The sequence below is a fragment of the Streptomyces sp. NPDC021225 genome (assembly GCF_044332865.1).
Taxonomy (GTDB): Bacteria; Actinomycetota; Actinomycetes; order Streptomycetales; family Streptomycetaceae; genus Streptomyces.
This window is the reverse complement of sequence record NZ_JBIRPV010000003.1, coordinates 425119-438185: the sequence shown is the minus strand read 5'-3', so window position 1 is coordinate 438185 and position 13067 is coordinate 425119. Positions and strand designations below refer to the sequence as shown.

11 protein-coding genes and 3 pseudogenes are annotated in these 13067 nt (G+C 68.6%); 11 read left to right on the top strand and 3 right to left on the bottom strand.

Annotated elements, in window-relative coordinates; all coding sequences use genetic code 11:
- Positions 1-599: 599 nt before the first annotated feature.
- On the top strand, positions 600-2066 hold the full coding sequence (locus ACH4S9_RS15645) for a non-reducing end alpha-L-arabinofuranosidase family hydrolase (protein WP_398372230.1): 1467 nt from the start codon (positions 600-602) through the stop codon (positions 2064-2066).
- A 131-nt stretch (positions 2067-2197) separates the two neighbouring features.
- Here the strand turns inward: ACH4S9_RS15645 and ACH4S9_RS15640 are convergent.
- A pseudogene (locus tag ACH4S9_RS15640) lies at positions 2198-2386 on the bottom strand (leucine zipper domain-containing protein); the annotation flags it as partial.
- A 107-nt stretch (positions 2387-2493) separates the two neighbouring features.
- Here ACH4S9_RS15640 and ACH4S9_RS15635 point away from each other — a divergent pair.
- The 4 genes and pseudogenes from ACH4S9_RS15635 to ACH4S9_RS15620 form a co-directional block, all read left to right on the top strand.
- A pseudogene (locus ACH4S9_RS15635) lies at positions 2494-3043 on the top strand (MFS transporter); the annotation flags it as partial.
- A 327-nt stretch (positions 3044-3370) separates the two neighbouring features.
- Complete coding sequence (locus ACH4S9_RS15630; protein WP_398372228.1) at positions 3371-4153, top strand: MBL fold metallo-hydrolase; 783 nt, start codon at positions 3371-3373, stop codon at positions 4151-4153.
- Between the two features lie 164 nt (positions 4154-4317).
- Positions 4318-4512 (top strand): hypothetical protein, encoded by a 195-nt coding sequence (locus tag ACH4S9_RS15625; protein WP_398372226.1) that lies wholly within the window; start codon positions 4318-4320, stop codon positions 4510-4512.
- A 37-nt stretch (positions 4513-4549) separates the two neighbouring features.
- A complete protein-coding gene (locus tag ACH4S9_RS15620; RefSeq protein ID WP_398372224.1) occupies positions 4550-5320 on the top strand; it encodes a pirin family protein in 771 nt (256 codons plus the stop codon).
- Between the two features lie 36 nt (positions 5321-5356).
- Here the strand turns inward: ACH4S9_RS15620 and ACH4S9_RS15615 are convergent, their stop codons facing one another.
- On the bottom strand, positions 5357-5947 hold the full coding sequence (locus ACH4S9_RS15615) for a hypothetical protein (protein WP_398372222.1): 591 nt from the start codon (positions 5945-5947) through the stop codon (positions 5357-5359).
- Positions 5948-6386: 439 nt separating this feature from the next.
- On the opposite strand from ACH4S9_RS15615, the gene ACH4S9_RS15610 reads away from it, so the two are divergent.
- The 3 genes and pseudogenes from ACH4S9_RS15610 (at position 6387) to ACH4S9_RS15600 (ending at position 8319) form a co-directional block, all read left to right on the top strand.
- Positions 6387-6548, top strand: a complete 162-nt coding sequence (locus tag ACH4S9_RS15610; RefSeq protein WP_385349355.1) for a hypothetical protein — start codon at positions 6387-6389, stop codon at positions 6546-6548.
- Positions 6549-6684: 136 nt separating this feature from the next.
- The gene (locus tag ACH4S9_RS15605; protein WP_385349358.1) at positions 6685-6948 is read left to right on the top strand and encodes a DUF2630 family protein; all 264 of its coding nucleotides are present in this window, start codon (positions 6685-6687) and stop codon (positions 6946-6948) included.
- A 319-nt stretch (positions 6949-7267) separates the two neighbouring features.
- Positions 7268-8319: pseudogene (locus tag ACH4S9_RS15600) on the top strand (integrase core domain-containing protein).
- 126 nt (positions 8320-8445) lie between these two features.
- Here the strand turns inward: ACH4S9_RS15600 and ACH4S9_RS15595 are convergent.
- Positions 8446-9126 (bottom strand): response regulator transcription factor, encoded by a 681-nt coding sequence (locus ACH4S9_RS15595; RefSeq protein ID WP_311729260.1) that lies wholly within the window; start codon positions 9124-9126, stop codon positions 8446-8448.
- A gap of 253 nt (positions 9127-9379) precedes the next feature.
- Between ACH4S9_RS15595 and ACH4S9_RS15590 the strand changes: the two genes are divergently transcribed.
- The 3 genes from ACH4S9_RS15590 (at position 9380) to ACH4S9_RS15580 (ending at position 12981) form a co-directional block, all read left to right on the top strand.
- Positions 9380-10351 carry an ABC transporter ATP-binding protein gene (locus tag ACH4S9_RS15590; RefSeq protein WP_385349361.1) on the top strand — a complete coding sequence of 324 codons (972 nt, stop codon included), beginning with the start codon at positions 9380-9382 and terminating at the stop codon, positions 10349-10351.
- Positions 10348-11166 (top strand): ABC transporter permease, encoded by an 819-nt coding sequence (locus tag ACH4S9_RS15585; RefSeq protein WP_398372218.1) that lies wholly within the window; start codon positions 10348-10350, stop codon positions 11164-11166. The genes ACH4S9_RS15590 and ACH4S9_RS15585 overlap by 4 nt, the downstream gene beginning before the upstream one ends.
- Before the next feature lie 123 nt (positions 11167-11289).
- Positions 11290-12981, top strand: coding sequence for a histidine kinase (locus ACH4S9_RS15580; protein ID WP_311729263.1), 1692 nt, complete (start codon positions 11290-11292; stop codon positions 12979-12981).
- Positions 12982-13067 lie beyond the last annotated feature (86 nt).

The following is a 13067-nucleotide window of genomic DNA, read 5'->3' as shown; positions in this document are numbered from 1 at the left end:
GGGTGACGTACGGCGGGCAGCGGCGGTGTTTCGATACAGGCATGGGGTACTCCATCGCAGCTCAGCCGGGGGGGGACCGCCCCGCGGCGTCGCGTACCTCTCCAACTGCGCGAAGAGCCAGGAGGCGCTGGTGCGAACCTCACCGGAACGAAACGGGGTGGCGCAGGTGCTTGGGTGCGCGGATCTGTCGTGCAGCTGTGCATGGATCTGCCGTGCAGCACAGATTGCTCAGGGCTGACGTGGTTCGATATCTCGAACTATGACCGCTTTCTCAGACAGGGATGATTGAGGCATTGACGATGGATCGTCAATACTCCCCGCAGAAAATTTTCGGTTCCTCGCCCGAAACATTCCAGAGTCGGGATCGGGGTCGGGACGCTGCGCAGACGCCACTTGCTTGACGTGTCAAGCCCAAAGGGAGGCGCTGTTTGTGGACAGATCGGCGACAGGCCTTGACGAGAGGGCCCCCCATTCCTAGCTTGTGGCGTCAAAGCATCCGGAAATTGTTCGAAAATTTCCAGGTTGTTGCTGTCCCCCGGCACGTGCGCTCCGCGGTTCATCGAGGTCACCTCACCCCCGCCCCCAAAGGAGGCCCTCTTATGTGGTTTCGCCACCCGTCCCCGGTCCGTCTGAGACGCTTACTCTCCGTCCTTGCGCCCTTGCTGCTCATGGCTACCTTCCTCGGTGCCCAGCCCGCCGGCGCGGCGACCGTAGACCTCAACGCCTCGTATGTGCTGGTCAACCGCAACAGCGGCAAGGCCCTGGATGTCTACAACATGGCGACCGACGACGGCGCCCGCATCACCCAGTGGACCAGGAACGATCAGAACCAGCAGCAGTGGCAGTTCGTCGATTCCGGGGGCGGCTACTACCGCATCAAGTCCCGCCACTCCGACAAGGTCCTGGACATCCACAACTCGTCCACCGCGAACGGCGGCTCGATCGTCCAGTGGGCCGACCTGAACGGCACCAACCAGCAGTGGCAGCTGGCCGACAGCTCGGATGGCTACGTGAGGTTCATTTCGCGCCACAGCAACAAGGCCCTCGAAGTACAAGGTGCCTCCACCGCCGACAACGCGAACGTCGTCCAGTACGACGACTGGGGCGGCACCAACCAGCAGTGGCAGCTCGTCAAGGTCGGCGGCGGCAACCCCGGCCCGTGCGATCTTCCATCGACATACCGCTGGACATCAACGGGCGCGCTGGCGCAGCCCAAGCCGGGGTGGGTCTCGCTCAAGGACTTCACCGTCGTCCCCTACAACGGCAGGCAACTCGTCTATGCGACGACGCACGACACGGGGACGAGTTGGGGTTCGATGAACTTCGGCCTGTTCACCAATTGGCCGGAGATGGCCTCGGCCAGTCAGAACACGATGTCGGCTTCCACCGTCGCGCCCACGCTCTTCTACTTCGCGCCGAAGAACATCTGGGTGCTCGCCTACCAGTGGGGTGGGACCGCCTTCTCCTACCGGACGTCGAGCGACCCCACCAACCCGAATGGCTGGTCATCCCAGCAGGTGCTCTTCTCCGGAAGCATCTCCGGCTCCGGAACAGGACCCATCGATCAGACGCTCATCGGTGACGGGACGAACATGTACCTGTTCTTCGCCGGTGACAACGGCAAGATCTACCGGGCCAGTATGCCAATCGGGAACTTCCCGGGCAGCTTCGGCACAACCTCGACAGTGATCATGAGCGATACGACGAACAACCTGTTCGAAGCCCCGCAGGTCTACAAGCTGCAGGGCCAGAACCGCTACCTCATGATCGTCGAGGCGATCGGCTCGCAGGGCCGCTACTTCCGCTCGTTCACGGCCACCAGTCTGAACGGCTCATGGACACCCCAGGCCGCGACCGAGAGCAATCCTTTCGCCGGCAAGGCCAACAGTGGCGCCACCTGGACCAACGACATCAGCCATGGCGAACTGATCCGCACCAGCCCCGATCAGACCATGACCGTCGATCCCTGCAATCTGCAGTTGCTCTACCAGGGGCGCAGCCCCAACTCCGGCGGCGACTACGGCCTCCTGCCCTACCGTCCGGGTCTGCTGACACTGCAGCGCTGACGGCGTGACCCGGGTCACGCGACAACGTCAGCGCCCATACGTCGACGGAGCGCGGGGGCTGGCAACGCTCACCAGCCCGTGGGCCATCCCGTAACGCGGTGCCGCCGCCGGTGGCGCTTGCTACCGGTGGTGGGGCGGCTGGAGCGGTCGTGCATGCCCTCGGCGTCCCACTGCCGGTAGCGGCCGGCCCAGCGTGCGGCGGTGGTGTGGCCGACCTGGAAGGGTTCCGCTGCCCGACGCAGCGGCCAGCCGTCCTCGACGACACACCGGGCCAGACGCAGCCTGCCCGTCGGCGTCAGCGGGGCATTACGGTGGGACACGAGGGCCTTCTGGGCATCGGCGGTAGGTGTCGCAATCTCCACCGAAACCAGAAGGCCCTCACCTGTTCAAGCACCCAGCACGCGTGTCACCAACGTCCCGGGAACACCTAGGCACCGTGGGCGTGTTCCTGCTCACCCAGATCGACAAGGGCTCGACCTACACCGACTTCCTGCCGTCGCTGCTGCTGCTCGGCTTCGCGATCGGCCTGAGCGTCTCCCCCGCCACCGACAGCCATCATGGACTCCTTCCCCGAGTCCGAACTGGGCGTCGGCGGTGGCGCCAACGACACCTCACTGGAACTGGGCGGCTCCCTGGGCATCGCCGTCCTGGGCTCGCTGCTCGGCACCACCTACAAGGACAAGCTGGCCGACCTGGTGGGCAGTCAGCTCCCGCACGACGCCCTCGACACCGCCAAGGAGTCGGTGGGCGCGGGCCTCGCGGTCGCCGAGCAGGTCGCCAAGACCCCCGGCGCCATGCCCCAGCCCATGCCCCAGTAGACCCAGGCCCTGGTGGACGCGGTGCACGAGTCCTTCACCCACGGCGTGGCGCACACCAGCCTCATCGGTGGCATCATCATGGCCGCCGGCGCTCTGATCGTCTTGGCTGTCCTGCCCGGCTGCAAGGCGGCTACCAAGCACCTCCAGGAGCGGACCGAAGGAGCCCAGAGAAGCCCGGTGCCGACGAGGCCGCCCAGCAGCGATACGGCCGGCCCGAGCGCGACGCCGGCGGCGCCCGCCAGTTCCAGCACACCAATGCGGCGGCAAGCCGCGACGAGAGCGTGGGATCACGGCCGCGACGCATCGGTTGAAGGAGTCGAGGTCGCTGTTCAGGTGGCCGGCCATCGCTGACTCGAACTTGGGAATCTGCACCACGTGACCGGTGGCCACGTCGACGGCGATCCGTTCGACACGGACAACGCCTTCGTAAGCTGGAAGGTGAGGCGGTCAAAAGCCACCCACCCCTCGACCAGCGGGAGAACCCTCATGGACGGCACGGTCACGGTCATCGACAAGGGAGCGGTGCGCATCCACAGCTACATGGCTCCCGACGACAGCCTGAACGTCACGACTCAGCTCATCGAGAGCCCGGCGCGGGTGATCGCCGTCGACGCCCAGTACTCCCTGGCGTATGCGGACGAGGTGGTGGCCTACGTGAAGGGGCTGAGCAAGCCGCTGGACCGGCTCATCGTCTCCCACGCCCACCCCGACCACTTCAACGGTGCCGCCCGCTTCGGCGCACCCGTGCACGCACTCGCCGCGGTGCGCGGCCAGATCGCCGCCCAGGGCGACGGCCAGGATCCCACCGGCGCCGTCATCCCGTCCGCGGACATCACTCCCACCGCCGAGATCGTCCCGGGCGCCGAGGTCATTGACGGCATCCCGTTCGTCTTCGAGGCCCACCACGGTGGCGAGGCCGCCGACCAGCTGGTGATCAAGCTGCCTGAGCAGGGCGTCCTGGTCGCGCAGGACCTCGTCTACCACGCCATGCACCTCTTCTTGGGCAACAACGACATCACCGGCTGGGCCAAGGCAGTGGACGACCTGGCCGCCCAGCCCGCGTACGACACCGTCTTGGGCGGGCACGGCCTGCCCGCCGGGCCCGAGGTTTTCGACGAGATGCGCCGCTATCTCGCGGACGCGAGCGAGCTGCTCGGCGACGACGGGGAGGCGTACAAGCAGGCGATCGTGGCTCGCTACCCTGCCTGGCACGGCACGGTCCTGATCGACATCGGCAACCAGTACCTCTTCGGCGCGCCCCCCGCCTGAGCCGAACGTCGGAAACAGAGACAGCTGTGGCTCCGCTGCTCTCCCCCACCGAGTGGCGCGACTGCTGATCGCCGCCAGGCCGTCGAGAACACGTACGGATGGCGGCGGCACGCGGGTGCGCCTAGCCTGGAGGCTGCCGACCCCCAGAACTTCCGGAGGCGGACATGGATGACCTCCGCTACAAGATGATCATGGCATTGACCGCCGCGGACTTCGGCAACCCCCTCTGCGAGCAGGCGGCCGACATCTGCGCCGAGATCGCCAACCAGCACTGCACACAGCTGCACGTCGCCGACCGGGGACCCCCCAACGTTGTGCCGGCGGTGACAGTTCCGCCCGGCGCCCGGGGACGGCCGTGAGCGCGGCGGCTCGCCGGGGGCGGAAAGGACTCATGCGATGGCCGCTGCTCTGCAACCGACGGTGGACATCCGCCGCAGCCACGAACGGTACAAAACACAGCTCTCCTGGCTTGACTCCAAGCACTCCTTCTCCTTCTCGCACCATTACGACCCTCAGAACACCCACCATGGACTGCTGCTGGTCAACAACGACGACATCGTCACCGCCGGCACCGGCTTCGAAACGCATCCACACCAGGACATGGAGATCGTCACGTGGGTGCTGCAGGGATCACTGGTCCACCAGGACTCCACCGGCCACAGCGGGCTGATCTACCCCGGGCTCGCCCAGCGCATGAGCGCCGGGACGGGCATCCTGCATTCGGAGAAGAACGACTCCTGGCGACTCAAGGGCGTCAGCCCCCACACCGACCCGGTGCATTTCGTGCAGATGTGGGTTGTGCCCGATGAGGAGGGCATCACTCCCGGCTACGAACAGTTGGAGATCGACGATGCACTGTTGCACGGCGGCCTGGTCACCGTGGCCTCGGGAATGGACCGGCATGCCGACGCATCGGCGATCCGCATCAAGAACAAGTACGCCGGACTGCACGCGGCACGACTGAACCCGGGCGACTCGGTGCTCCTTCCCGAGGCGCCGTTCCTTCACCTCTTCGTTCCCCGCGGTGCCGTCACGCTGGAGGCATCCGGAAAACTCGAAGCCGGGGATTCCGTGCGCTTCACCGCAACCGGAGGCCAGCGGATCACCGCCGACGAACCCGCCGAAATCCTCGTCTGGGAAATGCACGCCACTGCCGAAGGCTGGTAAAAGTCAACTCGGGCTCATCTTTGCATCGGGTGTGCTCTAAATGCTGCCGTGAGAAGGGTCGGTGGCAGAAGCCCCTTTCCAGTGCGAGCTTTGAAAGCGGATGCTCGCGACGAGCATAACGAGTCCGGCCGCTACTCCCACGGGAAGAGCTGTGGCGAGCGGGGCATGCAGTCCGTAGGCCAGGACGCCAACGTCGGCACCGATGACGACACTCGTGATCACACCAATACTGCCCGCAACGCTGAGCATCCGCTGAAACGGCTGTCGGCGCGGCGTCAACATGGCCACGGCCTGCTCGTGACCGGCCACAGCGACGAGCAGGTCGGCCAGTTCGGGAACCAGTTCCGCGTACGTGGCGCGAAGTCTGGTGATACGGACATTGAACTCCCAGTCGTCAATAGAGATCTCCAGGCAGCGAACAAAGGTGACCACACCCAAGAACGCCAGCGACGACAGCACCAGGATGTAAAAGGTGGTCGTCCCTGCACCGTGCCCGGCGCGACCATAGAACCCAAGAGCAATGAGGCCGGCCGACAGGGCGCCGAGGAAAATGCTGGCCCGTCCGTTGGCTTCGCTGATCGTGGCGGCCCGTTGCGTCTGCATGTTGTAGTGCTCGGTGGTCAACACAGTGATCCAGGCTGATGCGGCCGCGCCGGCGGCACTGAGCCGCAGTGGTTCATTCGGGCCCGGACCTCGCGGCTGTTCCGGGCAGGATTCCGTCATGGTTGAGTCAATCTGCCGTCCCTTTGTCCATCAAGCATCAATTCTTGCATGCAGCGAGAGTTTCAGGAGTGTGTTGCGCTGCGTGGCGTAGGCCTCGATTCGAATCGTGGCCGCGCAGGACGGCTCCTGGTTTCCGGGAACGGCTGGTCAGTAGTCCAGCGCGACTTTGGTGCGCGCCGGGGGCGTGGCAAATGCTTTCGTGGGAAAGTCCCGGTAAGCGGGGAGCGACCGGTTTCGGCACGGAAGCCGGGCGGGAAAGGGGGCCGAGAGGTCGGCGGCCGTGGCCCTGCGGCGAGGTTTGCGGCGGGGCCGGGCCGGCCGTTCGCGAGTCGATCCGTCGAGCGTGACCGGCACGAACCGGGCGGCCAGCGGGAGACGGCACGGCGGCGAAGAGGGCCGGCTGACCGAGACACCGGGGCCCGAGCCGGTACAGGGGGGCTCGATCATCGTCCACCTCACCGGGGCGGAGGGCTTGAACATGCCGTTCAACGCCTGGACCGACTGATCCGGCGCCGTGCTGATGGACGTGGTCACAGTAGTCTGAAGATGCGGCGCCGCAGTTCAGCGCCCGAGAGTCTCCGTGGCGGGACCGGTAGGCTGCCAGGTCGCCGGGAACGGCCACGCCGTCCAGGGAGAGAGCCATGACGGGATCCGAAGCCGAGGCCGAAAAGCAGATCCTCGGCCGCATAACGGAAATGATCAGCCAGGAGAAGGACCTGCGTGACCGCCTGGCGCAGGACAGCATCGACCAGTCGACCGAACACGCGCGCCTGGCCCGGCTGGAGACCGAACTCGACCAGTGCTGGGATCTGCTGCGGCAGCGGCGGGCTCGGGTCGCCGCAGGTCAGGACCCGGAAGAGGCGGGAGTGCGGTCGGCCTCGGAGGTGGAGGACTACCTCTCCTGACCGACGGCCGGCGCACCGGTGCAGGCAGCGACTGGGCGACGCGGAGCGGAGGGCGATCACTCTGTGGAGGGGGCACCCTCCGCGCGTGCTCCTCACGAGTAATCGGCCGGCCGTGGATGCTCTGTGCGCAACGGCGGATGCCCCTGCGGTTGCCGGAAATGTCATCCGCCCTGGTGGGAGGTGGTGCGCGCGGTGTACCGGAGGTCGACCGGCGAGGTCGCCAGAACAGGCGCTCTCGCGAGGCCGGCGCTGACCCGCGGCAAGATGATCGACCGTGCTGCTGTGACTGGCTTATCTCGGTGTGACGAACGCGTTCGCGATGCTTCGTCTGCTGCCGATGACCGACCGGGACAAGGACGCGGAGATCCTCGCCCTGCGCCACCAGGTCACCGTGCTGGAACGCCAACTCGGCAAGGTCAAGGTCCGGTTCACGCCCAGCGATCGGGCATTCCTGGCGGCGCTGCTGCACCGGCTGCCACTGCACGTCCTGCGACGGTTACTGCTGCTCGTACGCCCCCGACACGGTACTGCGTTGGCACCGCACCCTCGTCGCGCGCCGCCATGCCTCCTCCTGCCAGCCCAAGCGCCCGGGACGGCCGCGCACGGTGCGCTTGATCCGCGTCCTGGTGCTGCGGCCGGCGAAGGAGAACCCGAGCTGGGGGTACAGGCGTCTGCACGGTGAGCTGCTTGTGCTGGGGGTGAAGGTGGGCGCGTCCACCGTCTGGGAGATCTTGAAGGAGGCCGGCATCGACCCAGCACCCGAGCGGAACTCCAGCACCTGGGCCACCTTTCTTCGCCATCAGGCTATGCCCTGCTGGCCTGCGACTTCATGGAAACAGTCGCCCTTTCGGGGTACGGATGTACGTGCTCGTGGTGATCGAACACGGCGGTCGCCGCATCCGCGTCCTGGGCGCCACCACATATCCGACCGCAACGTGGGTAGCACAAGCGGCGAAGAACCTGGTCATGGACCTCGAGGACCTCGACTGCCGCGCACGGTTCATGATCCGGGACCGGGACGGGAAGTTCCCCGCCCTCTTCGATGCCGTCCTCAAGGACGCAGGGATCGACGTCGTCCTCAGCGGCATCCAGATCCCAAGAATGAACTCGATCACGGAAAGGTGGATACAGACCCGTCGCCGCGAGCTCCTGGACCGGACGTTGATCTGGAACCAACGACACCTCCTCCACTCCCTGCGCGAGTTCGAGCAGTTCTACAACGGACATCGACCACACCAGGGCATCGCCAACGCCAGACTGCTGCACCCCTTGCCCCCGCCGATCGACGCCCCGGACACATGAGCCCGCCTCAACATACGTCGACGCGATCGCCTCGGCGGCATCCTCCACGAGTACCGGAACTCGGCTTGACCTGCACGAATGAAGTTTCCGGCAAGGGCAGAGACAAGCTGGCGGGCGCCGCCGCGCCACCCCCAGATACTCGGGGGTTTCTGTGGCCGAGGACTGATCGGCACGTGGCGGAACGCCGGCACCGGGTCAGCCACTGCGTGGCAGAACCAGGCCGGCTTCGTACGCGGCGATGGCCGCCTCCACCCGGTTGCGCGCGCCCAGCTTAGCGAGTACCGCGCTGACGTGCGCCTTCACCGTGCCCTCGACCAGGTGCAGTCGGCTCGCGATCTCCGCGTTGGACAACCCCGCCCCGAGTCCGGCCAGCACCTTGCGCTCCCGTTCCGTGAGCCGCTCCAGCGAGCGGTGGGGATGTGCCGCCCGGTGGGCGCGCAGCCTGGCAATGACCCGGCCGGCGGCCCGCGGGGACAGGTAGGCCCCGCCCGCTCCCACCGCCCGTACCCCGTTGAGAAGTTCCCTCGGGTCGTCCGCTTTCAGCAGGAAACCGTCGGCGCCCTCCTCCAGGGCCCGGGCGACGTACTCGTCCTGGCCGAAGGTCGTCAGCATGATCACACCGACCGGCGTCGGCTCCCGGTGGAGCCGCGCCGCCGCGGTCAGCCCGTCCAGTCCGGGCATCCGGATGTCCAACAGGACCACGTCGGGCCGGTGTTGGCGGGTGAGCGCGATGGCCTCGTGCCCGTCCCCCGCCTCGGCGACCACCTCGACCTGCGGGTCCCTGGCGAGAATGGCCCGCACACCCGCCCGGACCATTGCCTCGTCGTCGGCCACCAGGACCCGGACCGGTCGGCTGCTCGGTGTCGGCTCTTCCACACGGCGAGCCTACGGCCGAGGCACCACCGTGCGAACGGCAAGCCCCACAGATCCACCCCGGGGCGGGGCACACCCCTGACGAAGGGCAGGACGCTGCTGCCGTTCGACCAATGGGCGCCCGCGCCGCGGACTCCTAGCGTCGCTTCCGTACGGGCAACGCGGTGGCCGCCCCCGCCACGCTTCGGCCGGTGTGCGCCACCGCCGACTCCCCCGTGCCGCATCCCGCAGTCCGCGACCGACACGAAGGAACTCCGTGATAACCCTCCAAGGACTTACCAAACGCTATGGCGACACCCTCGCCGTGGACGAGCTGACATTCGACGTCCAGGCCGGCCGTGTGACCGGCTTCCTCGGACCCAACGGGGCCGGAAAGTCCACCACGATGCGCATGATCCTGGGCCTGGACCACCCCACCCGTGGGCGGGCCCTGATCGCCGGCCGGCCCTACGCGGACCTGCGACGGCCGCTGTGCGCGGTGGGGGCGATGCTGGACGCCCGTGCCGTCCACCCGGCCCGCTCCGGCCGCACGCACCTCGTCGCCCAGGCACGGGCCAACGGCATTCCGGTACGCCGCGTGGACGAGGTGCTGGAGACGGTCGGCCTGACCAAGGCGGCCCGCCGGCCGGCGGGCACCTACTCGCTCGGCATGAGCGGGCGACTCGGGGTGGCGGGCGCCCTGCTCGGCGACCCGCCCGTGCTCGTCCTGGACGAGCCGGTCAACGGCCTCGACCCGGACGGCGTGCGGTGGATCCGCCAACTCGTGCGTGAACGGGCGGCGGAAGGACGCACCGTGTTCCTCTCCAGCCACCTGATGAGCGAGATGCAGCTGACGGCCGACCACCTCGTCGTCATCGGACGGGGCCGACTGCTGAGCGACACCTCCATGACGGAGTTCCTCGCCGCAGCCTCGCCCGCGTCGGCGCGCGCCCTGGCGCCCGACCCTGAGGAGCGGGCGACGCTGGTCCGCCGCCTGATGACGGCCGACGGGGTGAGCGTCGAGACGTCCGCGTCCGGTGAACTCACCGTCGAGGGCCGCACCGCCGCCGAGATCGGCGACCTGGCCCACCAATGCCGGGTCCGTCTGCACCAGCTGAGCGACGTCCGGGTCTCGCTGGAGCAGGCGTACATGGACCTGACCGCGCGCAGCGTCGAGTACACGACGGTCGGCAGCGGCGCGGACACGACCGACGCGGCCGCGGCGCCGAACGAAGGGGGACGACAGTGACCACGACGACGACACCCGGCAGGCGGACGGACCCGCCCCGGGCCGTGCCCGACACTCCTGGCCGGGGCGCACCCGGTGGCTTCGCCGGGGCGGTCGCCTCCGAGTGGACCAAACTGTGGTCCGTCCGATCCCCGTACTTCTGCCTTCTGGCGGGCCTCGCGATCACTGGCGTCTTCACCTACTACTACGCCTCGATCGCCCGCATCAACGACGATCCGGTCCAGCCAGTCGGGAACGCGGCGGCCTCCTCCGCCGTCCTCGTCCAGTTCGCCGTCGTCGTCCTGGCCACGGTCGCGGTGACCTCCGAATACTCGACGGGGAGCGTGCGGGCCTCTCTGCTGTGGGTGCCCCTGCGGTACCGGTTCCAGGCGGCGAAGGCACTGGTGGCGGCCGTGGTCGCGTTCGTCGTCGGCACCACGTTCGCTGTCCTGGGCACGATGGTGGCCTGGGTGGCGTTCGACGGACGGGCCTCTTTCGAGGTCGGCCAGAGCCTCCGACAGGTCCTCGCGATCGGTCTCTACCAGGCGTTGGTCGCCGTGCTGACCGTCGGGGTGGCGTTCGCCACGCGCCACCCGGCCGGCACGCTCTCGATCCTCGTCCCACTCCTGTGGGCACTGCCGAGCGTGCTCCTGGGGCTCGGAGGCCCGACGCTCGCCGACGTCAACGACCATCTGCCGCACGGAGCCGGAGACCACTTCATGCGCATCGGCGCCGCGGCCCCGTTCACGCCGGTCACGGCGGTCCTGATCGTGGCGGCGTGGGCCGCGGCCGCGCACCTGATCGGCCTGTACGTGCTACGCCGCCGGGACGCCTGACCCTGTGTCGGAACCGGCCCGGACGCCCTCACCGCGCCCACCCCCTCGTCGGGTCTCCCAGCCCGTCCCACAGAATCGACACGGGCAGGTGAGGACAGCCATCGGAAGGACGGTCGACGCGCCATGCTGCACACTCGCATACCCCCCGTCAGGTCCGTTTGCGGCGACGTGGCCCTGTGGGGCGTGCTCGCCGCCGCCACCGGCTACGGATTCCAGGACGCGAGCGCGGCCTCGCCGGCCCTGGACCTGCTCCTCCCGTTGGCCGTCCTGGCGGTGGCCGTGCCGCTGTCCCGCCGCCGGCCGGGGGCCGCGGTCGTCCTGGTCAACGGGCTGTGCGCGCTGGGCATGGCTGACTCCGCGACCCCCGCCAACGCCCACGTCCTGTCGCTGGCCGCCCTCAGTTGTCTGCTGGGCGCCCGGGTCACCGCGGCACGGCGCCCGCTCTTGGTGCTCGCAGGGTGTCTCGCGGCCGATCTCGCGACGTGCGCGGTGCTGCGGACGCCGGCCGTGTGGTGGTTCTACGCGCTGACCGTGCTGCCCGCCGCCCTCCTGCTGCCTTGGCTGGCCGGACGCCACTGGCGTGGCCGACGCGAACTCGTGCGGGAGGGCTGGCGGCTGGCCCGGAGCCTGGAAGAGCGGCAACACCTGGTCGCCGAGCGGGCGCGGCTGACCGAACGCGCGGACATCGCGGCCGACATGCACGACTCCCTCGGCCACGCCCTGAGCCTGGTCGCCCTGCGCGCCGGGGCCCTGGAACTCTCCCCCGACCTCACCTACCGCGACCGCGCCGACCTCGCCGAGCTGCGCGGGACGATCGCGGACGCTGTGGAGCAACTGCGGGAGACCGTCGCAGTCCTGCACGACCCGCCCAGGACGGAAACGGGTGCGGGCTTGCCTTTCAACGACACCATCGAGGACCTCCTCGGACGGGCAGTCGCCTCTGGGGTGCCGGTGCGCTGGGAGCGGAGCGGGGCGGGGCCCACGCTGTCCCCCCTGGCCGAACGGGGGATGTACCGGGTGGTGCAGGAGGCCCTCACCAACGCTATGAAGCACGCGCCGGACGGTGCGATCCGGGTGCGGATCACACACGAGGCCGACCGTACCCGCGTGAGCGTCGTGAACGCCGCTCCACCGGCTGACGGGCCGGCGCAGGCGGCCGAAGGCCCGACATCTGGCGTTGGCCGCCGGGGCCTGATGGGGCTTCGGGAGCGGGTGACGGTTCTCGGGGGCTCCTTGTGGAGCGGCCCGTATCAGGGCGGGTTCCGCGTCACCGCCGTCCTCCCGCACCAGGCCACGGCCCGTCCGAGAACACCGGCACCGGGACCCGGGACGGCGCCCGGAACACAGGCCAGGACCCACGGGCGTCGCACCGGGTCCGCGTTGCCGTCCGAGACTGCTCTCCACCCAGCTCCGGACACGGACACCGTCTCCGAGTCCGCCAAGCGGCTCGTCTCCGTACGGAGCGCCGCCCGCCGCCGCTCCGCCGCCGCCTTCGCGGCGCCTGTCGTCGCAGCCGCCTTCTTCGTGCCCGCCGCCGTCTACCTGGCCTGGCAACTGACGACGAGCGTGCTGCCACCATCCCGGTTCGACGAGCTGACCACCGGCCGGCCGCGCACCGAACTCGCCCCGCTGCTGCCGGCCCGTGCCTACCCCTACCCGCCCGACCACGCCCGTTCCGCACCCCGGCCGCCCGGCGCCCGTTGCGAGTTCTACCGTTCCAGCCGCGACCTGTTCCACGAGGTCGACCTTTACCGGCTCTGCTGGTCCCACAACACGCTGGTGGCAAAGGACACCGTGCCCGCAAGCCAGCCCTGATCATCCCTTGGGAGCGGCGTTTTTCGCGTCACCGCGGGTGCTTGGTGCGTGCGTAGTGGGGCGAGCGCGCTCGCGGTTGCTGCAGT